Origin of the sequence: Sorangium sp. So ce363, from assembly GCF_051520435.1 — a bacterium.
GTDB classification, from domain to species: Bacteria; Myxococcota_A; Polyangia; order Polyangiales; family Polyangiaceae; genus Sorangium; species Sorangium cellulosum_B.
On sequence record NZ_CP150333.1, the window covers coordinates 11958777 to 11978994 of the forward strand.

Genomic DNA, 20218 nt, shown 5'->3' on the forward strand with positions numbered 1-20218 from the left:
GAGGTTGGGCCTCCCAGCCGACCGAGGTTGGGCCTCCCGCGACCGCCGGTCGCGCGTGATGGAGGATGGGCTCCCGCGGCCCGTGAAGGGGTGGTTTGCAATACAGTGATGAGTGAACTTTCCTTATTGGCCGACCCAGGTTGAGGACCAGGTCGGAGGAGCCAGGTCGACCCAGGTTGAGGGGCGGGTCGCCTACTGCGTTGGCTGTCGCGCAATCAGGTTGACGTCGCGGCGGCGCGCGGGGCATGGAGGGCACGGGTCTGCGGCGGCGGCATCTCGTTTGCTACGGGACCCCTTCGCGGGGTCGAGCGGGGCCGGCCGGGTCGAATTGACAGCCTTCCGGTCGGGTCCCTAGCATCGGGCTCCCGTCGAGCCGTGGATCGCCTGCGGAAGTCGGTCATGGGCCCGTGGACGGCGGGCCTTTTCGGTGGCTTGACCGCCGCGCAACTGGATCGGTGGTCGAAAGGAAAGTCGAATATGACGCGGATAGAGCGTGAGAGCAGGCGCCCGTGGAGGGGCGCGGTGAGGTTCGCCATGGCGGGCCTGCTGATCGCGGGCACAGGCAGCGCCTTCGGATGTCTGAGCCGCCCCATCGCCGAGAACAAGCCCCGGTCGACGTCGACGATCGTCGAGCGGCTGACGCAGAGCTCGGTCGACAAGATCGATCTCCTCCTGGCGATCGACAACTCGGGTTCGATGGCCGACAAGCAGGCCATCCTCGCCCTCGCGATCCCCGACCTCGTCCAGGGTCTCGTCAACCCGCGCTGCATCCACAAGGACGGCACGATGGCGACCACGGTCGCCTCGCCCAACACGCCCTGTCCGCCGGACCACAAGCGTGAGTTCGAGCCGGTCAAGGACATCCACATCGGCATCATCAGCTCGAGCCTCGGCGGCCACGGGTCGGGCGCCTGCCAGGCGACGACGAGCGCCTCGAACGTGGACATGGCGCACCTCCTCGCGCGCGACAACGAGAACGCCACCGAAAACAACATCCCGACCTACCTCAACCGGGGCTTCCTGGCCTGGGACCCGGATCAGAAGCTCGACGGCGAGCCGGAGAGGCCCGATCCGAACGACGGCGAGGCGGACATCGGCCCTAATGATTCGAACGCCGACCTCAACGACACGTCGCTGGTCGGGCAGCTCACCGCGATGGTCCAAGGTACGGGGCAGACCGGCTGCGGCTTCGAGGCGCAGCTCGAGAGCGTGTACCGCTTCCTCGTCGACCCGGAGCCCTACGCGACGATCGGCATTGACGCGGAAGAAAACATCGTCGTCACCGGCGAGGATGCCGACGTCAAGAGGCAGCGCGCCGACTTCCTGCGGCCGAGCTCGCTCCTCGCGATCGTCATGCTCACCGACGAGAACGACTGCTCGATCCGCGAGGAGGGCAAGAACTACCTCGTGGCAGAGACCACAGGCTTCCGCCTGTGGCGGCCGCGCACCGAGTGCGCCACCGATCCGGGCAACAAGTGCTGCAGGTCGTGCAGCCAGAGACAGGACGACTGCCCCAAGGACGAGGCGTGCACGGGCGTGGACGGCAAGACCGCCCAGCTGACCAAGGAGGAGGACCCCGTCAACTCTCGCTGCTGGGATCAGAAGCGCCGGTTCGGCTTCGACTTCCTCTATCCGATCGACCGCTACCGGCGCGCCTTCACCGAGGCGCAGATCCCGAACCGCAGGGGCGAGCTGGTCCCGAACCCGATCTTCAGCGATCCGAACCCGGACGACCTCGACTCCAACGTCCGCGATCCCGGGCTCGTCTTCTTCGCCGGTATCGTCGGCGTGCCGTGGCACGACATCGCGCGTCAGAACGCGCAAGGCCAGCCCGACCTGCTGAACGGCCTCAACCAGGACGGCGAGCCGGTCGGTGGGTTCAAGAACTCCGACGAGCTCAGCGCGCCCGTGGCCGGCGCCGCCAGCACCTGGGAGCTCATCCTCGGCGATCCCGCGAAGTACCAGGCGCCGAAGGATCCCTTCATGGTCGAGTCGATGAAGCCTCGCTCGGGCATGAACCCGATCACGGGCGATGCGATCGTCGGGCCGCAGGAGACGGGCTGGAATCGCATCAACGGCCGCGAGTACACGATCCCGCCGGACAGCACGGGGGACCTCCAGTATGCCTGCATCTTCGATCTCCCCGTGGACGCGGTGAAGACCTGCGACGGGACGGCTCAGAGCTGCGACTGCAGAGCGGTGGGGGGTCAGGCGACCGACAACCCGCTGTGCGAGCCGGAAGCGGGGAACAACCAGGAGGATCCGGCGCCCAGGTCGACGACGCAGATCAAGGCGAAGGCCTACCCGGGCCTCCGCGAGCTGCAGCTCATCCGGGAGCTCGGCCCTCAGGGCATCGTCGGCTCGGTGTGCCCGGGCCAGCTCAACAACCCCGGCGCGGCTGACTACGGCTACCGGCCGGCGATCGGCGCCATCATCGACCGCCTGAAGACGGTGCTCGGCGGCCAGTGCCTGCCGCGCACCTTGACGCCGGACGCGGACCAGCAGGTCTCCTGCCTGATCCTCGAGGCGCGCAACTCGCAGGGCCAGTGCAACTGCCTGGATGAGAGGAAGCCGGGGCGTCTCGAGGTGACGGGCGCTCATACGGCGGCGAAGGACGAGGTGCTCTCGCTCGACATTGCGAAGGCGTCCGGCTGGGACTGCGTGTGCGAGATCCAGCAGCTCGAGGGCGACGGGGCCGTCGCGTGCAGGACCAACGTCGGCGACATCGAAGACGTGCACGGGTGGTGCTACGTCGACCCGTCGATCCGGCTCGGCGATGCCGCTATCGTGGCCGACTGCCCGTCGACCGAGCAGCGCAAGATCCGGTTCACGGGCCAGGGCGAAGCCCAGCAAGGGGCCACGCTGTTCATCACCTGCTCCGGCGAGTAGGCGACGTCAGCGGACGTCAGCGGACGTCCGCTGACGACTGATTGAGCCCGGCGCGCGGGGTGCGATCGTGAGGTCGCGCCCCGCGGCGCTTTTGTGGCCCTGAGGAGGCTCCAGCGAGCCGGCCGGAGGAGCGCTCGGGGAGGGACCTGCCCGGTTTTGTGCTAAGACCGGACTCCGTCGTGGTGGCACGGAAGAAGATTCTCATCATCGAGGACGAGCCCCACATCGTGCTGGGGCTGACGGACGCCCTCGAGTTCGAGGGCTTCTCGGTGGCGTCGGCCTCGAAGGGGAAGGACGGCGTGCTGCTCGCGCGGCAGGAGAAGCCGGACGCCATCCTCCTCGACCTCATGCTCCCCGACACCAACGGCTTCAAGGTCTGCGAGGATCTGCGGCGCTGGGACGCATTCGTGCCGATCATCATGCTGACGGCCCGCGGCCAGGAGATCGACAAGATCCGCGGCCTCGACGCGGGCGCCGACGACTACGTGACCAAGCCGTTCAGCGTGGGCGAGCTCATCGCCCGCCTGCGCGCCCTCTTCCGCCGCGCCGCCCGGCCGGCCGAGGCGCCCGTCGAGGTGTTCTCCATCGGCAACGTGCAGATCAACATGACCGCGCACACGGTCTCGCGGGGCTCGCGCTCGGATCAGCTGTCGTTCTACGAGGTCGAGCTCCTTCGCCTGCTGCACGAGCGCGTGGGCCAGCCGGTCTCGCGCGAGGAGATCCTCCAGAAGATCTGGGGGATCGAGGCCGGGCCGTCGAACCGCACGGTCGACAACTTCATCGTCAAGCTGCGCAAGAAGATCGAGCGCTCGCCCGACAAGCCGGAGCACATCCTCACGGTCTACGGCTTCGGTTACAAGCTCGCTCCCTGACGGAGCGGCAGGACGTTGCGGAGGTCGCAAGGCACCGTCACCGCGGCGTCGGTGATGCGCTTCGGATCGGGCTCGGAGAGGCGCGCACCCTCGCGGATCTGCCGCGCCTCGAGGCGCAGCCGGACGAGGCCCGGGCTGCCCGTCTCGCCGGCGTACCCGACCACGTCGCCCGCGTCGAGGCGCGCGCCCGCCACGACGCCGGGGCCAGGGCGATCGAGGTGGCCATGGAGCAGGAGGTACCTGCGCACGCGATCCACGTCGCGCGCCTCGCGCACGTCGTGCGCCGTGGCCACCGTGATCCCGGACAGCGCGCCGACGAAGACGACCTCGGCCTTCCCCTCCTGGCCCTCGAGCCTGAGCGCCGCCACCCGCTCGCCGCGCGTCGCGGCGATGTCGATCCCGCCGATCCACGACGGCGGCTCGGGCCGCGCCGCGCCGATCGCGGCGACGGAGCCCGCTGCAGACAGCGCGCCCGCCCCGGCTGGAGCGTCCTCGACAAGGAGGAACCCCGGCGGCGCGTCCGGCGCGCCGATCGGGAACGTGTACGCGGCGGCGCTCGCCGGACGTTCCGGGCGGCGGGGGATGTGCTCGTGGGCCTGGCTGCGCGTGCCCGCTCTGGCGGGGCGCGCACCGGCAGGGTCAGAAAGCGCCGCAGCGCCGCCTTCGGGGAGCGGCGCGCCCGGAGCAGGCAGCGGGACGCAGGCGGCGCCCTCCGGCACGGTGCGCGGGCCGCAGAGCGCCGCCGCACCCGCGGCGCCGCGCGCCGCGGCCGCCGGAGGGACGACCGCGGGCGGCGGCGGCTCGGGATCGTCGATGCCGCCGAGCGCGAGGACCAGCGCCGACGCCGCGGCGCCGCGCACCAGCGGGGAAGGGGAGACCGCCGCCCTCGCCGGGCGGGTTTGCAATGAGCCGGACACACGCATGCCACGAACGGTCTACCGCATCGCGCGCGGCGGGCGAGCTCGATGCAGCGGCGGCGTGCTCGTCCCGCCCGGCCTGCGCGCGGCGGTCCCGGCGTGGGCGGCGCCGGGCACGCGCGGCCGCGCCCGCCGTGGACGGGAATTCGCGAGGAACAGGCCCTTGTTGCCTGCCGGCTTGCGGAGGCGACGCGCTGTTGATAGCTCCTCTTCGTGCAAAATCGTCAAGCCATCGAGACGACCCTGAACAAGCTGTTCGACGCGGAGCGCACGGCTCGCCGGCTCCACGACGACCTGACGGCCATGCCCGGCGATGGGCTGCTGGATGTCCTCACGGACGCGATCGCGGCCGCGACGCGCGAGAACGACGAGGACGAGGCGGCGCTCCGGCTGGTGCGTATCGCGTCGCTGCTCGGCGAGCACGAGGGGCCGCGCGCGCTCGACGCGCTCATCGATGTGCTCGCGTCGGAGCACCCCGAGGCGCGGCAGGCCGCGGGCGAGGAGATCGAAACGCTGGCCTACGATCGGTTCAAGGAGGTCGCGCAGGCGATCGAGCGCGCGCTGAAGCGGCTGCCGGTGGGCTCGTCGGCGCTCCCGGAGCTGCCGTACCTCATCGCCGAGGTGCCGGAGCCGGGCGTGCCGAAGCTGCTCAGCCAGTTCCTGGGCCACAAGGATCCGGACGCGGTCGCGGCGGCGATCGAGACGCTGGTCGAGATCGGTGACCCGGCGCATGCGCCGCTCATCCAGCCGCTGCTCGACGACAAGCGCACGGTCGAGCTCGCGGACGACGGCGGCGACGACGCGACGTCGGAGGTCACGATCGGCGAGCTCGCCGAAGAGGCGCTCAGCCTCCTCGCGCCCTACGACGACGAGGAGGACGGGGTCGCCTGATGATCGGCCCGCCGCTGAGCGCGGCGGACGCCGTGTTGTTCGAGCACGCGGTCGTCCCGCGCTACCTCTCGTTCTTCGCCTCGCTGGCGGTCGAGATGCTGCTGCCCTCCGAGGCGGCGCGCGTCGTCCACCTCGGCTGCAGGAGCGGCTTCCCCGACGCGATCGTGGCCGACAAGCTGCCCGGCGCGACCCTCGTGGGCGTCGACGGCTCCGCCGCCGCGCTCGAGCTCGCGCGCGACAAGGCCGCGCTGTTCTCCGGGATGAACGCGAGCTACGTGCTCGCCGACGCCCTTCCGACGCCGCTGCCGGACGCGAGCTTCTCCCACGCGTTCACGCTGCACCCGGTCTGCCGTCCGAGCGAGCGGGCGCAGCTCCTCGCCGAGCTGCGCCGGGTCCTCGTCCCCGGCGGCCAGGCGCTCATCGCGCTGCCGTTGCGCGGTTCGTTCCCGGAGATCGCGGACATCGCGCGGGAGTGCGCGCTCAAGCAAGATCTCTCGGAGCTCGGCGCCGCGGTGGACGCCGCCGCCGTCAGCCGCCCCACGATCGAGACCATCGCCGAGGAGATCGAGGGCGCGGGGCTCGACGAGGTCGAGGTCGACGTCCAGCTCATCGCCGTGTCGTTCGAGAGCGGGCGTGAGTTCCTCGAGGATCCCATCTCGAGGTTGATGGTGATCCCGGAGTCGACGGCGATGCTCGACGTCGAGCCGCAGATCATCGACTCGATGCTCAAGTACCTGCACCACGCGGTCTCGAAGTACTGGTCCGAAGGGGTCTTCGAGCTGACCGTGAACGTCGGGTGCGCGAGCGCTCGGCGCCCCCTCGTCTGATCACGATCGACGATCGGGCCAGGGCGCTGATCGCGCGGAGCGCGGCCAGCGAGCGCGGCTAGCGCTCGCGCCCGCCGCCGCGGAGGCCGAGCTCGTCGAGCCCGGCGAGCGCCGCGAGCGAGACCGGGTGGTACGGCGGCCGCGGGGTGATCGGCTTCCGGGCGTCGCCCCCGCGCTCCTCGATGAGCCGCGCGCAGAGCGCGAGGCACCACTTGCCCTGGCACCAGCCGGTGCCGAAGCCCGTGTAGCGCTTGACGGACTCGATGTCCTTGTAGCCGCGATCCATCGCGGCCTCGAGCTCGTGCAGCGTGACGTCCTCGCAGCGGCAGACGAGCGTCTTCATCGACCTAGTCGCCCTCGTACTCGCAGCGGGCGTCGCAGGTCTCGAAGATGGTGACCCGGTTCAAGGACGGCAGCGACGGCGCGAGGCGGGTCCAGATCCACCGTGCGAGCACCTCGCTCGTCGGGTTCTCCAGCCCGGGGACCTCGTTCAGGTAGTGGTGATCGAGCAGGTCGTGGAGGGGAGCCCAGGCCTCGTAGAGGTGGCTGTAATCGATGAACCACCCCGTCTCCTCGTTCACTGGGCCGCGGATCGCGACCTCGACCTTGAAGCTGTGACCGTGGAGGCGCGCGCACTTGTGCCCCTGCGGCACCTTGGGAAGGCGGTGGGCGGCCTCGAAGCGGAACTCGTGTACGAGACGGACGTTCATCGGAGCAGCGGTCATGGGGCGGTCGCCGTGGGGCGTCAACGCCCCGTGGCCTGAACAGGGGGCGGCGTGAGGTACGGGGTTCCCTCGAGGGGCTCGAGCGACTATACCGCCGGCCATGCCGCAGAAGCCCGCAGTGAGAGCCAAGAAGAAGCGTCGCGATACGAAGCGCCTGGCAAACTGGCGCGCCAAGAAGGAGCTGCAGAGCGCCCAGGGAACGCCGGCCGAGCCGGCCGCCGCCGCGCGGTCCGGCAGCTGAGCCGCGAGCACTGGCCCCGGCCAGTGCTCAGTTCGCCGGCTCGTCCTCTTCGTCGTCGTCTTCGTCGGGTTCCGGCGACGCGGGGCCCCTGCGTCGCGCCGCGCGAACGGTCGCGACCTCGGCCCGGGACGGGTTGATCACCAGGAAGCCGTGATCCGCGTCGAGGAGCGCGACGTCTCCTGGCGACGCCCAGCGGAACGCCCCCGCCACATCCACGATCGACGGCACGCCGAGCAGCTGGAGGAGCACGAGCGAGCGCGGCCCGGACCGGTCGCTGAGCGCGACGCCCACCGGGTGGGCCCGGGCGGAGATCAAGAGGTCGAAGACCGTCAGCTGGTCTCCCACGAGGACCGCCTTCGACGGGAGCTCGGCCCGGGCATCCGGGGTCGCCAGCATCAGGATCGCATCGCAGAGATCCTCGATGTCACGGGCGCGATCCTGCAGGAACGGGTCACCGACGATCCCGTTGGCGGCCCGCGCCACCTCGCGAGCGACCGTCCCGAGCGCCTGCGCGACGTTGCGCCCGCTGGCCGCGAGCTCGAAGGCGCGCGCGCGCAGGCGGCCGTCGCCGATCATCAGGAGGTAGGTCGAGAGGAACGCCGCCTCCTGCGCGAGCCCTCGCTTCGCTGCGCGGGCGTTGAGGTCGAGGAGCGCCTTCTCCGCGATGTCGAACGCGAGCCGCAGGAGCTTCGGATCGCCGCTGCCCTGCCGCGCGCCGAGCGATGAGGTCGCCGGCCGCCGCAGGGCCGCGATGGCGCCGAGCGCGCGCCCGGCGACGACGGGCAACCCCGGCAGCGTGACCTTGCGCGTGCCACCGCCCGTGCGCCGCCGCCGCTCGCGCAGCTCGTCGAGCACCTGCGCGTGGCGAGCGCCGGCCGCGATCGGAGCGGTCAGCGCCATGACGAGCTCGACGTCCCGCGCCGTGAAGGCGCGATCGCCCGCCCGTTGCACGACGAGGGCGCCGAGCGGGCGGCCGCTGCCGAGGATGGGCGCCGCGAGGAAGACCGGGAAGCGCTCTTCACGGAGCTCAGGGAACGCTCGATAGCGCTCGTGCTCGGTCGCCTGGACGACCGAGATCGGCCGCAGGCACTCGACCGCCATGCCCGTGATGCCCTGCCCGACCGAGAGCCGCACCGTGCCGCGCGCCTCGCGCGGAAAGCCGACGTTGCCTCGCAGCACCAGCTCGTCGCCGTCGCCCTCGAGGAGGTACAGCGAGGCCACGTCGGCGCCGAGGATCGCGGCGATCCGCTGCGGCGCCTCGTCGAGGAGGAGCGACAGCGGCATCGGCTTCGCCACGAAGGCCAGGTACTCGATCACGAGATCCAGGCGCTCGTCGCGGCGCACCTGGATCCTCGCGGAGGCGACCGACGGCGGCGCGCCCTCATCGTCGGCGTTCGCGACGCGGGCCGAGCTGCCGGCCGGATCGCTCGAGAGGGACGCGTCCTCCTCGTCGGGGCGGAGCTCGTCCAGCGCGCGGTCCACGAGGCTGTCCCGTGAGCCCTCCACGCCGGACGGCGTCGCCGACGGGCTCGCGATCGCTTCGAGCTCCGTGGGCGGATGGGTCGCCTTCGGATCGGTGCGCGACGACATGCCATGATCGCTATCACACACCGTCGCTCGAGCGCACCTTGCTCCCACCACGTCCCGATCGTGTCGCGGTCTGGACGGCGTGGCCGCGCGACGTGCGCGCTCGCTGCGAGCCGCCAGCGCGGGCAGCTGGACGTCAGGGCGTCCGCAGATCGACAGGGCCGTCGAGGGGCGGGCGCTGCATCCGCCCGAGCGCGGAGAGCCGGGCGCGTGGGGCAGCCGCGGCCGCCGCGCGCGCGAGCATCCCGCCTCCGCCCGCGCCGATCGCGGTGATCGCGCCGCGGATCGGCGCGAGCAGCGCCGGAGCGGCCTCGGCGCTGCTCGCCGCCACGTGGACGACGCGCGCCGCCGGCGGCAGCAGCAGCGATCGCGGCGCCGGATCCAGGCCGACCCCGTGTCCTCGACCTTCCCAGAACGAGCCCACGGCGTCGAGCGTGGCCCGGTACATGGTGACCTCCGCGCGGGCGGCGCCGTCGAGCGGCCCGCGCGGGACGCGCGCGCCCGCCTCCTCGAGCGCCTCGTGCAGGCCGCGCGCGAGCGCCTCCGCGCGCTCGGCCGGGCCTTCCACCAGCGCGAAGCGCGGCGACAGGCAGCCGCGCTGATCGAACGGCACGACGTCCCCGGCGATGTCCCGCGCCGCCTCGACGAGGCTTGCGTCCAGGCCGACGACGGCGAGCCCCAGGCCGGCGCCGTGCCCGCGCACGAGCACGCCCGGGCCGGCCTGGGCCCGCAGCGTCGCCACGGTCTGGTCCGAGCCGTAGACGTGCAGCTCGGCGTGCGGCAGATCCCCGGGAACCCGCTCGCCGGCCGCCGCTCCGGCGTCCCCGAGCGTGATGTCGGCGACCAGCGCGATGGCCCCGCCGGCGCGGCGGAAGCCTTCGTCGGCCTGCAGCGCGCGCACGAGGAGCTCCGCGACGACGGGATCGCGGCGGGACGGGCGCACGAAGACCTCCGGCGCTGTGGCCGTCGCGACGGCGATGGCCCGCAGCGGCGCCGTGCAGACGTTGGCCGCCAGGACCACGTGGCAGCGGCGCGCGCGCCCCGAGGACGCCACGAGCGCGTCGAGCTCGCCGTCGCTCGGCGCGATCTCGAGGTGGCGGTCGAGCGCGAGCTCCACGCCCTCGGGCGAGAGGCCGCTCGTGGAAGGCAACCGCTGGCGCGCCTCCTCGCCCAGCGGATCGCGCGCGTCCGCGATCCGCGCCGCCGCGGCGACCGCGCGCTCGACCCGGAGGCGCCGCGCCGCGCCGTCGTCCATCATCACGGCCCGCCGCCGAGCATCTGGTCCATCGCGATCGAGCAGCCGCGCGGCGGCGCCCCGGACGCGCGGCCCAGGAGCTCGACGCCCTCCGCGGTGACGCGCACGCGGTCGGCGGTCTGGATGGCGACCGCCGAGTCGACATTCGCGAGATCGACGATCCGCGCGAGCCCGATCGCGCCCGCAGGGAGCGGCGCGAGCGTCTCGGGGTCCACCGCGGTGACGCGCGTCCAGGGAGGCGCGAGGTACAGCCCCGGCGCCGCGCCCGGTGCGCCGGCGAGCGCCGCCGCGAGCGTGCCCTCGTAGAGCTGGCTGGAGAGCTCGGTCATGCCGTACTCGCTCACCACGTGCGAGAGGGGAACCCCCAGCGCCCGCGCGATCGACGCCCGCAGCTCCTCCGCGGGCACCTCGCGCGAGCGGCCCTTGTAGCCGCCGGTCTGCATGACCCGGCTCCCTTCGGGCAGCAGCGCCGCGCCTTCAGGCAGCCGCGCCTCGATCAGGTGCTCGATCAGATGAACGAAAGCGAACGACGTGCCGAGCACGAGCGCCGGCTCTCCCGAGGCGCGCGCCTCGGCGCACGCGCGGGCGAACCCCGCGGCGTCGAGCTCGCCGCCACGAACGTGCCAGCTCGCCGGCCCCGAGAGGCGCGCGGCGAAGCGGTCGATCATGAACCCGAGCGACGAGTCCGGCGCCTCGTGGAGCGGCGGCGCGAGGACGATCGCCCGGAGCCGCGCGCCGTCGGGCCACAGCAGGCGCTCCCCCCACGCGAGCGCGGCCAGCTCGTACGTGGCGGTCGTGCGGAACGGGTGCTCGCCGCGGGACGCCGCGCCGAGGGAGGTTCCGCTCGTGCGGAAGACGCGCTCGTCCGCCTCCGGCGGGTGGGCCGCGACGCGCGCGAACCGGAACACGTCGCACGGCACAGCGGGGATCTGCGCCGCGTGATCCATCGCGGCGACGTCCGCGCCGCGCGCCTCGAAGAGGCGGGCCACCGGCGCGCAATGCGCGGCCTGGTGCCGGGCGAGTGCGATCGCGAGCGCATCGAAGGTCTCCGGGAGCGCCCCGCGCTCGCCCTGGTCCTGCGGAGGAGAGGCGGCCGCCGCTCGGCCGGCGCCTGTCGAGCCCGCCCTGTCCACGCCGAGCGCCGCCGCCTCGATGAACGCCCGCGCGCGGCGGTGCAGCGCCTCGCTCTGGTCTATCGGTCCCACGGGCACCGGGATAGCACGCGCGTCCTGCTCCGCTCGCGCGCTAGGCCGTCAACACGCGCGCGAGCGCGCCGGCCGCGGCCGAGAGCAGCGCCTCGGGGATGGTGAGCGCCGGCGTCAGCGTCAGCGTCTCGCCGCGCACCCCGCCCGTGAGGACCAGGTACCCTTCGGCCAGCATCCCGCGCATGGCCCGGAGCCCCAGCTCGGCGCTCTCGAGCTCGACGCCGACCATGAGCCCCGCGCCCCGCACGTCGACGACGCCTGCCCTGCGCGGGAGCGCCTCTCGCAGCATCGCCTGGAAGCGAGCGCCCACGTCGCGCGAGCGCGCGGCCAGCCGACCTTCGTCGAGGGCGTCGAGCGTCGCGAGCGCGGCGCTCGACGCGAGGGGCGATCCGGAGTGCGTCGACGTGTGGACCACCTCGCCCTCGCGCGCCCACGCCCGCATGATCGGCTCGGGCGCCACGCACGCGGAGATGGGCAGCCCGCCGCCGAGCCCCTTGCCGAAGCAGAGGATATCGACCGGCGCCCCGAGCTCTCCCGTCCGCGTCATCGCCCCCGAGCGACCGAGGCCGGTCCAGATCTCGTCCGCGATCACGAGCGCCCCGTGCCGGTGCGCCGCTTCGCAGACCGCGCGCAGGAACGCGTCGGGTGGGACGACGCAGCCGCCCCGCCCGAGGATCGGCTCGAGGAGGACCGCGCCGACGTCGCCCCCGCGCAGCGCGAGCTCGACGGCGTCGACCGAGCGCGCGGCGCCCGCCTCGTCGCGTGGGTAGGGCGCGAACGTCACGCGCCGGTTGAGCTGCTCCGCGAAGGGCGACCGGTAGCTCTCGCGCAGCCCGCACGCCGCGAGCGGCGCGTACCCGAGCCCGTGGTACGCGCCCTCGAACGCGACGAGCCCCGGCCGTCCCGTCGAGAGCGCCGCCGTCTTGACGGCCGCGGTGATCGCGTCGCTGCCGCTCTGGCCGAGCAGCGCCATGGGCGAGGGCCCGGGGTGCAGCGCCGCGAGGCGCTCCAGCAGGGCGATCTTCACGTCGGCCGAGTACACGTCGCCGAGCGCGAGGGTCAGCCGCGACAGCTGCTCCTCCGCCGCACGCCGCACCGGCGCCGCCGAGTGGCCGAGCAGCAGCGCGCCGAAGCCGGCGCACAGGTCGACGTAGCGGTTCCCGTCGACGTCGCAGACGTTCGCGCCGCGCCCGTGCGACAGCACGATCGGCAGCATGTCGGCGCCGCTCTTCTGCGCCCGCGCCTCGCGCCGCCGGCCGAACGCCGGGCACTCGACGCGCTCGAGGCGCTCGAGGGCGCTCCGCGACAGGGGACCAGGCGGCGTCGACAGGATCGCGGGCAGCTCAGCGCCGCTGCCCGCGTCCGGCGCCGCCGGCAGCGGCAGATCGCTGTTCGGCATCGTCCTTCCTCCGCCGGAACCTAGCGCGCCCGCGGGCGGCTGCTCAGGCGCACACCCGGTTTCTTCCGCTGTTCTTCGCGTGGTAGAGGCGCTCGTCCGCGCGCTTGATGAGGTCGTTCGCGGTGCGATCACCCTCCTGGAGGAGCGCCACGCCGACGCTGATCGTCACGCGGATGCTGTCGGCCTGGAACACGAACAGGTGCTCCGCGACCTTTTGACGCAGGGTCTCGCCGAGGGCCGCCGCGCCCTCGATGGACGTCTCCGGCAGGATGATGGCGAACTCCTCGCCGCCGTAGCGCGCGAAGACCTCGTCGCGGCGAATGCGGCTCTGCACGATGCGCGCGACCTCCTTCAGCACGAAGTCGCCGGCCAGGTGGCCGTGGACGTCGTTGATGCGCTTGAAGTGGTCGATGTCGAACAGGAGGATCGCGAGGTCCCGCTCGTGGCGGCGGCCGCGGATGATCTCGCGCTCGAGCGCCTCGTAGAGGTAGCGCTTGTTGTGGATCTGCGTGAGACCATCGATGATGGTCATCCGGTAGATCTCTTCGTGGTATTGCGCCTCCACGTCGGCGCCGGACAGGAACTTGAAGATCGTGGGGCCGATCTTCACCCGGTCTCCGTTCTTCAGCACCACCTCGCGGGAGATCTGCTCATCGTTGCAGTACGTCCCGTTGGTGCTCCCATCGTCGACGACCATCCAGGCGTTCGGCCGCTGCTCGAAATGGGCGTGCCTTCGTGACACGGAGTCGCCGTCGAGCACGATGTGGTTGTCCGCGCCGCGACCGACCCGCGTCGGGTTGTTCTCCAGCACGAACCGCTTGCCGAGCAGCGTGGGCTCCTTCGTGTAGATCACGACCAGGCAGTCGGTCGTGTTCTTGCTGCCGCCGCCCGGTGGGGGCTGGACCACCTGCGTTACACGAGTCTTTTCGTCGAAGTCACTCACGCGCGCTCAGCCCAACCCGTCGTGCGACCTAGCCTCGACATCGTTCGAGCTCTTCCCGAGACGGAACCTACCCGGGCGTGGCTCTTCGGTCGCGATGCAACGGTTCGATATGCCCTAGCTCGCCCAACGTCAAAGCGTACTGACATGCCCCGACTCCCGTCAAGACGGCCATCCGGGCGGAGCCGTCTTCAGTGCTTCCTCCGCCTTCCCGACCCGACAAGGGCCTACGTCGCCCTCTGCGCTCCGTCGCGCTCGTTGCGCTCGTCGCGCCCTTCCACGTTCTCGGCTTGTTCCCCGCACGCCGTCCGCCCCTCGCCGCCGTTTGCCGCCGCTCACGCGGCGCCCCGCACCGCCGGTGCTCGCCGATGCGCCTTGTGGGGCGCTGTGCGCTGCTATCGCAGTTGACGCCCCATCTCTTTCCTCTTGTGCAGCCCGAGCTGCCGAGGACGCGGGTCTCTCTATGCGTTTCCCGAGCGCGCCGCCACCCGTCCGGCGAGCGATTGAGCCGGCAAGGGAGAGAATGGTTCGCTGGAACACGATGTGTCTGTTCGCCTGGCATGTCCGCGTTCTGCGGGGACGAGGCTCTGTGAGTTCTGCCTCAAAACCATGGCGCATCACAACGCTGAACTGAGCGAAGCGGAACGCAGCGGACCGGAACCGTGCGAAGCGGAACGGAGCGAAGCGGCACGGAACGGAGCTGCATCGGAGCGAAGCGGCACGGAACGGAGCTGCATCGGAGCGAAGCGGCACGGAACGGAGCTGCACCGGAGCGGAACCGAGCGAAGCCGAGCAGAACGGCGTGAAGCGGCGCGGAACGGAGCGGAACGGAGCGGAACCGAGCGGAACGGAGCGGAACCGCGTGCGCCGCGACCGCGCAGCGGCCCCGCCAGCGTGCCGGTTAGTTGACTTGGCACACAGGGTGCGTAGGATAGACCTGCGTCGCGGCGGAGACCTTCCCCCCCCAGGTCCGTCGCGGCGTTTTTCTTTTCAGGCTGCCGTGCCCATCTCCAGGCCGCGGCACGACAGCGCGCGAGGGGTGGACACCGCGCTGGCGCGTCGGTCAGGCGAGCGACGACAGCGTCGCGCGCAGCTCGCCGCCGTCGAATACCCAGAGCTCGCCCGGTCGTCCCGTGGTCCAGGTCTCGTTCGCGGTGAGCGGGCTCGTCGCGACCACCGCGATCCGATCCTTCGGGGTCGTGACGGCCGAGAAGTCGACGCGGACATCGTCGTCCAGGAGCGTCGCGATGCCGAAGGGGGCCTTGCGGATGATGTGACAGAGCCGGGTTGCGCAGCGGGCGAAGAGGTGGCGCCCGTCGCCGAGCAGGAAGTTGAACGTGCCGTCCTGGCCGAGCTCGCCGCCGAGCGCCGCGATCGCCTCCCAGAGCTCGCTGGGCCGGCGCGGATAGCCGGGGAACGAGCTGCGGAGGCCCTCTAGCAGGTAACAGAAGGCGTGCTCGCTGTCGGTCGTTCCGATGGGGTTGAAGCGGCCCAGCGCGCGACGCCGGACGCGAGGGAGCGTGCCGTTGTGCGCGAAGACCCAGTGGCGTCCCCAGAGCTCGCGCACGAACGGGTGCGTGTTGGCGAGAAGCACGTCGCCGCGGGTACGGCGCCGGATGTGGCCGATCGCGAGCAGCGTCTTGATGGGCGTCTCGCTGAGGAATCGCGCCAGCGGGCTCTCCGCGGCGGGGCTCGGATCGAGGAACACGCGCGCGGCGCGCCCCTCGAAGAACGCGAGGCCCCAACCGTCAGCGTGGGGACCGGTGCGGCCGCCCCGGTGCCGGAGGCCGTTGAACGAAAAGACGATGTCTGTGGGGACGTTGCACTCCATCCCGAGGAGCTCGCACATGCTCGCGGCTGGACCATATCACCCCGGGAGGGGGTCTGAGATCTCGACGGTGAGGCGCCGATGCGGCTTCTTCATCAGGGCCAGGCAGCGGCGCGGCCTCGCTCCTCGTCGCACGATCCTGGTCAGCGGCGCGATGCGCTGGCGCGGCGCGATGCGCTGGCGCGGCGCGATGCGCCGGCGCGGCCTGGCGCCCGCCGCGCGATCCCGGTCGACGCCGCGGCGCGATGCGCGGCGTCAGCGATCCGGCTCGCCCTGGAGCGACGCGCGCGGGATGGAGTGGACGAGATCGATGACCGCCTTGACCGTATCGACCGGCGTCTCCGGGATGATGCCGTGGCCGAGGTTGAAGATGTGCCCGGCGCGCCCGCCGGCCTCCGCGAGCACCGCGCGCGCGCGGCGCTCGGCGACGGCGCGCGGCGCGCAGAGCAGCAGCGGATCGAGGTTGCCCTGCACCGCACGATCGTACCCGATGCGCTGCCACGCCTTGTCGAGCGGCGTGCGCCAGTCGACGCCGATCACCGTGCCGCCGGCGTCGCGCTGCGCCTCCAGGAGCGCCCCCGTGTTCGTGCCGAAGTGGATGACCGGGACCCCGGTCGCCTCGAGGTCGCGGAGGATGTGCCGCACGTGCGGCTGCACGTGCTCGCGGTAGTCGTCGATCGAGAGCGAGCCGACCCACGAGTCGAACAGCTGCACCGCCTGGGCGCCCGCGGCGACCTGAGCGCGCAACAGGCGGCGGACGACCTCCGAGATCTTGCCCATCAGCGCCGACCACGCCTCGGGGTCGCTCCACATCAGCTGCTTCGTGAGCCGGTAGTCGCTCGACTTGCCCCCCTCGACCAGGTAGCTCGCCATGGTGAACGGCGCGCCGGCGAAGCCGATGAGCGGCGTCTTGCCGTCCAGCTCCTTGCGGATGAGGCGCACGGCGTCGAGCACGTAGCCGAGGCCCTCCTCGGGCTCGAACACCCGCAGCCGTTCGATGCCGGCCCGATCGCGCACGGGCTCGTGGATCACCGGGCCCTCGCCCTTCGCGAACTCGAAGGGGGCGCCCATCGGCTCGAGCGGCAGCAGGATGTCCGCGAAGAGGATCGCCGCGTCCATCCCGAGCCGCAGCGGCTGGAGCGTCACCTCGAGCGCGAGCTCGGGCGTCTTGCAGATCTCGAGGAGCGTGTACTTCTTCCTGAGCTCCCGGTACTCGGCCATGTACCGGCCGGCCTGGCGCATGAACCACACGGGCGTGACATCGGTCGGCTCTCGCCGGCAGGCGCGCAGGAAGCGATCGTGCATGGAAGGCTCCAGGAGGGGCCGACGGGACGCCGTCGGGACGCCCCTTCATGTCCGTTCAGCCATCGCCCGGCAATGGGTTTCAGCCCTTCGCCCGCACGTGGGTCGCCGGGAGCGCGGCGCGGCCCGGCACGAGGCGGCCCGGTCGAGGGGGCGGACCCAAGCGTCGGCTCCCCCGCCGTGTAGACTAGGAGTCTATGGCGCGTCCCTCCCGACCTCCCGGCTTTGACATGACGTACAGGCCCGAGAAGCGCATCGCGTTTGGGCCGCCGCTGAAGGAGCGCCTCCCGGCGCTGCTTTACCTGACCTTCGCCCTCGGCGTCTCGGCGGTGATCTTCTACGGCCAGAACGCTCCCTCGAGCTCCCGGATCTTCCAGTACGTCGTCGAGGGCGATCGCCACCGGCTCGTCTCCTCCAGCGTGTGCGCCATCGTCCTGTGCGCGAGCGCGCTGGCGATGGTGCTGCGCGAGCAGATGCGGGGGGTCGTCGTGCACCCGGAAGGGATCGAGCTGCGCGAGCTGCTCACCTTCGGCGTGCCGCGCGTGCGGCGCTTCGCCTGGTCGCAGATCGACCGGATGGCGGTGCCCTCCGCGCAGGCGAGCGCCGGCGGCGCGGCGGCGGTCAGCGGGACCGTGCCGGCGAGCAACATCCGGCTCGATCTCTGGGATGGGTCCCGCACCTGGCTGCCGGACGTCGGAGACAAGATCGCGCTGTCGGTGATGCTGGAGCGGGTCGCCCTGGCGCGGGCGATCCCGATCGAGGGGGGGACCGGGCTGATGGACGATCTCGGGAACCCCCTTCAGGACGACGGCTGAACGCGCCTAGCGCGCGCTCGCCCCGGCCTTCCGCTGCGCGAACTCCTCGCGCACGCCCTGCCGCAGCTCGGGATCGAGCAGGAGATCCGCGCACGTCATCGCCATGGCCTTGGCGGCGATCAGCATCGAGTCCTGGCCGGCGGGGCTCGCGGCGCGCGCGGCGAACGCGTGCTGGTGGCAGGTCGTCTCTCCCTTGCCGCAGATCGCGATCCACGGATGGATGGCGGGGAGCGCGTGGGACACGTCGCCCATGTCGGTCGAGCCGGTGCCGACGGCGGGGTCCATCTCGAGCGGCGAGCGGCCGAGGGCGCGCAGGTGCTCGCCGAAGCGGCGCGCCATCTTCCGGTTGTTGACCATGTTCTTGTAGCCCCCCTGATCGACGAGCGTGAGCTCGGACCCGCTCGCCATGGCCGCGCCGCGGGCGCAGCGCTCCACGATCGCCCGCACGCGGGCGAGCTCCTCGGTGTCGAGGGCGCGGACCGAGAACTCGGCGACGGCGAGCTCCGGGATGATGTTGACCGCCTGACCGCCGTTCTTGATGAACCCGTGCACCCGCACGCCGTCGCGGAAGTGGACGCGCTGGCCGTCGATCAGCCGGAAGGTGTCGAGGCAGGCCGTGAGCGCGCTGTTGCCGTCCCACGGCGCGAGCGCGGCGTGCGACGGCTTGCCGCGGAACTGGAGCTCGAGCCAGGCGCTGGCCAGCGTGTCGTGCGCGAGCAGGTCGCGATCGAACGGGTGGAACATCATCGCGGCGTCGACGCCCTCGAAGGCGCCCGCCTCGAGCAGCCTGATCTTGCCGCCGCCCCCCTCCTCGGCGGGCGTCCCGACCAGATCGATGGTGCCGGCCACGGCGTCCTTCTGCCGCGCCAGCGCGAGGAACGCGCCGAGCGCACCCGCCGCGATCAGGTTGTGCCCGCAAGCGTGGCCGATCTCCGGGAGCGCGTCGTACTCGGCGAGGATGGCGAGGTGGGGACCCCCGCCGCGCCCGATGCGCGCGCGGAGCGAGGTGGGCATGCCGGCGAGCCCCCGCTCGACCTGGATGCCGCGCTTCTCGACGGCCTCGGCGAGCCAGGCCGCGGCCCTGTGCTCCTCGAAGCGGAGCTCGGGGTTCGCGTGGATGCGCGCGGCGATCTCGCGGAGGTCCGGGGAGAGGTCGTCGATGTCACGCTGGATGCGGCTCGGGTCGAGGTTCATAGCGGCGAGCGATACTACTCTGGATCCGCGCGGCTCGCCCGGGCCATGGTGGCGCTGGCGGAGGAGCTCCGCCGACGCCGCCCGGTGGTGACGCTCGCGCGCTCGCGCGCTCGCGCGCCGCCACGCTGTCGGGACTTCTCATGGAGCCAGGACCCTCGAATGCACGGACCGCGCTGTTCTCCGCTCCTCTTCTGCTTCTGCTTCTGCTTCTGCCCCTGCCTCGCGGCGGCGCTCGCGCTCGCTGCCTGCGACGCGGCCCCACGCGCGCGCCAGGAGGCCGGGCCGGCCGCCTCGAGCGCAGCGCCTCTGCCGGCCCAGGCCGCTCCGCCGCAGGCCGGGCCCGCCCGCGTCGCGGTCGAGGCGAGGGCGATGGGCACGAGCCTGCTCCTCGCCGCCTACACGAGCGAGGCGATGGATGAGGCGGCGATCAGGGCCCGGCTGGACAAGGCGATCGCCGAGATCCGCAGGCTCGAGGGGCTCATGACGACCTGGCGGCCGGACAGCGAGCTGTCGCGGGTCAACGCGGCGGCCGGGAAGGGCGCGGTGGAGGTGAGCCCGGAGTCTCTTGCCGTGATCGAGAAGAGCCTCTGGATCAGCGAGCGCTCCGAGGGGGTCTTCGACGTCACCTTCGAGGCGATGCACGGGCTCTGGAAGTTCGACGAGGACATCGACGACAACGTGCCGCGCAAGGAAGACGTCGAGCGGGCGCGCGCGCTCATCGATCACAGGCAGATCAAGATCGATCGCGCGCGGCGCACGGTGATGCTCGGGAAGCCCGGGATGCGGATGAGCCTCGGCGGGATCGCGAAGGGCTACGCCGTCGACGCCGCGGCGCGGGTGCTGCGCGTGGAGGGGTTGACGTCGTTCTTCGTGCAGGCCGGCGGTGACCTGTACATCGCCGGAAAGAAGCCGGACGGGTCGCCGTGGAGGGCAGGGGTGCGGGACCCGCGCGGCAAGGACGCGAACGACTACTTCGCGATGATCGAGGTGGAGGACCACGCCTTCTCCACGGCGGGCGACTACGAGCGGAGCTTCATCAAGGACGGCAGGCGCTATCACCACATCATCGATCCGCGGACCGGATTCCCGGCGACCGGGAGCCGGAGCGTGACCATCTGGGCAAAGGACGCGCTGACCGCGGACGCCGTCGATGATGCGGCGTTCATCCTGGGGGCCGAGAAGGGGCTCGCGCTCGTCGAGTCGATCGAGGACTGCGGCGCGGTGATCGTCGACCGGAACAACAAGGTGTGGGTGTCGAAGCGGCTGGAGGGCAAGGTCGAGGTGCTGCGGCAGCCGACCGATGGGCTGTAGTGGTCTCGGCCCTGAGGCTA

Annotated in this window: 18 protein-coding genes; 7 read left to right on the plus strand and 11 right to left on the minus strand. The window is 72.1% G+C overall.

Features of this window, described 5'->3' with window-relative positions; genetic code table 11:
* The first annotated feature begins 534 nt into the window (after nucleotides 1-534).
* Nucleotides 535-2889 (plus strand): hypothetical protein, encoded by a 2355-nt coding sequence (locus WMF12_RS44970; protein WP_437854878.1) that lies wholly within the window; start codon nucleotides 535-537, stop codon nucleotides 2887-2889.
* Nucleotides 2890-3071: 182 nt separating this feature from the next.
* On the plus strand, nucleotides 3072-3761 hold the full coding sequence (locus WMF12_RS44975; protein WP_437713728.1) for a response regulator transcription factor: 690 nt from the start codon (nucleotides 3072-3074) through the stop codon (nucleotides 3759-3761).
* On the opposite strand, the gene WMF12_RS44980 is transcribed toward WMF12_RS44975, so the two are convergent.
* A complete protein-coding gene (locus tag WMF12_RS44980; RefSeq protein WP_437854881.1) occupies nucleotides 3743-4678 on the minus strand; it encodes a M23 family metallopeptidase in 936 nt (311 codons plus the stop codon). The two genes, WMF12_RS44975 and WMF12_RS44980, sit on opposite strands and share 19 nt — an antisense overlap.
* Before the next feature lie 213 nt (nucleotides 4679-4891).
* Between WMF12_RS44980 and WMF12_RS44985 the strand changes: the two genes are divergently transcribed.
* The gene (locus tag WMF12_RS44985) at nucleotides 4892-5569 is read left to right on the plus strand and encodes a HEAT repeat domain-containing protein (RefSeq protein WP_437713732.1); all 678 of its coding nucleotides are present in this window, start codon (nucleotides 4892-4894) and stop codon (nucleotides 5567-5569) included.
* The gene (locus WMF12_RS44990) at nucleotides 5569-6396 is read left to right on the plus strand and encodes a class I SAM-dependent methyltransferase (protein ID WP_437854883.1); all 828 of its coding nucleotides are present in this window, start codon (nucleotides 5569-5571) and stop codon (nucleotides 6394-6396) included. The genes WMF12_RS44985 and WMF12_RS44990 overlap by 1 nt, the downstream gene beginning before the upstream one ends.
* 58 nt (nucleotides 6397-6454) lie before the next feature.
* On the opposite strand, the gene WMF12_RS44995 is transcribed toward WMF12_RS44990, so the two are convergent.
* Together WMF12_RS44995 and queD are read right to left on the minus strand one after the other, a co-directional pair.
* Nucleotides 6455-6739: a (2Fe-2S)-binding protein gene (locus WMF12_RS44995; protein ID WP_272096324.1), complete on the minus strand. Its 285-nt coding sequence runs from the start codon at nucleotides 6737-6739 to the stop codon at nucleotides 6455-6457.
* A gap of 4 nt (nucleotides 6740-6743) precedes the next feature.
* Nucleotides 6744-7106 (minus strand): 6-carboxytetrahydropterin synthase QueD, encoded by a 363-nt coding sequence (gene queD, locus WMF12_RS45000; protein ID WP_012241229.1) that lies wholly within the window; start codon nucleotides 7104-7106, stop codon nucleotides 6744-6746.
* A 115-nt stretch (nucleotides 7107-7221) separates the two neighbouring features.
* On the opposite strand from queD, the gene WMF12_RS45005 reads away from it, so the two are divergent.
* A complete protein-coding gene (locus WMF12_RS45005; RefSeq protein WP_012241230.1) occupies nucleotides 7222-7362 on the plus strand; it encodes a hypothetical protein in 141 nt (46 codons plus the stop codon).
* Between the two features lie 27 nt (nucleotides 7363-7389).
* On the opposite strand, the gene WMF12_RS45010 is transcribed toward WMF12_RS45005, so the two are convergent.
* The 7 genes from WMF12_RS45010 to hemE all read right to left on the minus strand — a co-directional run bounded on the left by WMF12_RS45010 (nucleotide 7390) and on the right by hemE (nucleotide 16881).
* Nucleotides 7390-8952: a GAF domain-containing protein gene (locus WMF12_RS45010; protein ID WP_437854887.1), complete on the minus strand. Its 1563-nt coding sequence runs from the start codon at nucleotides 8950-8952 to the stop codon at nucleotides 7390-7392.
* A 133-nt stretch (nucleotides 8953-9085) separates the two neighbouring features.
* A complete protein-coding gene (locus WMF12_RS45015; protein WP_437873957.1) occupies nucleotides 9086-10207 on the minus strand; it encodes an acyl-CoA reductase in 1122 nt (373 codons plus the stop codon).
* Nucleotides 10207-11409 (minus strand): acyl-protein synthetase, encoded by a 1203-nt coding sequence (locus WMF12_RS45020; protein WP_437854888.1) that lies wholly within the window; start codon nucleotides 11407-11409, stop codon nucleotides 10207-10209. Before WMF12_RS45020 ends, WMF12_RS45015 begins: the two co-directional genes overlap by 1 nt.
* A 40-nt stretch (nucleotides 11410-11449) precedes the next feature.
* Nucleotides 11450-12808 carry an aspartate aminotransferase family protein gene (locus WMF12_RS45025; RefSeq protein WP_437854890.1) on the minus strand — a complete coding sequence of 453 codons (1359 nt, stop codon included), beginning with the start codon at nucleotides 12806-12808 and terminating at the stop codon, nucleotides 11450-11452.
* A 43-nt stretch (nucleotides 12809-12851) separates the two neighbouring features.
* Nucleotides 12852-13751, minus strand: coding sequence for a diguanylate cyclase (locus WMF12_RS45030; protein ID WP_437742902.1), 900 nt, complete (start codon nucleotides 13749-13751; stop codon nucleotides 12852-12854).
* A gap of 1060 nt (nucleotides 13752-14811) precedes the next feature.
* Nucleotides 14812-15597 carry a class II glutamine amidotransferase gene (locus WMF12_RS45035; protein ID WP_272096333.1) on the minus strand — a complete coding sequence of 262 codons (786 nt, stop codon included), beginning with the start codon at nucleotides 15595-15597 and terminating at the stop codon, nucleotides 14812-14814.
* Between the two features lie 234 nt (nucleotides 15598-15831).
* Nucleotides 15832-16881, minus strand: a complete 1050-nt coding sequence (gene hemE / locus WMF12_RS45040; protein WP_437547498.1) for a uroporphyrinogen decarboxylase — start codon at nucleotides 16879-16881, stop codon at nucleotides 15832-15834.
* A gap of 227 nt (nucleotides 16882-17108) precedes the next feature.
* Between hemE and WMF12_RS45045 the strand changes: the two genes are divergently transcribed.
* Nucleotides 17109-17693 carry a hypothetical protein gene (locus tag WMF12_RS45045; RefSeq protein ID WP_437742903.1) on the plus strand — a complete coding sequence of 195 codons (585 nt, stop codon included), beginning with the start codon at nucleotides 17109-17111 and terminating at the stop codon, nucleotides 17691-17693.
* Between the two features lie 6 nt (nucleotides 17694-17699).
* Here WMF12_RS45045 and WMF12_RS45050 read toward each other — a convergent pair whose 3' ends face one another.
* Nucleotides 17700-18887: an amidohydrolase gene (locus tag WMF12_RS45050; RefSeq protein WP_437854895.1), complete on the minus strand. Its 1188-nt coding sequence runs from the start codon at nucleotides 18885-18887 to the stop codon at nucleotides 17700-17702.
* A 159-nt stretch (nucleotides 18888-19046) separates the two neighbouring features.
* Between WMF12_RS45050 and WMF12_RS45055 the strand changes: the two genes are divergently transcribed.
* On the plus strand, nucleotides 19047-20198 hold the full coding sequence (locus tag WMF12_RS45055) for an FAD:protein FMN transferase (RefSeq protein WP_437854897.1): 1152 nt from the start codon (nucleotides 19047-19049) through the stop codon (nucleotides 20196-20198).
* Nucleotides 20199-20218 lie beyond the last annotated feature (20 nt).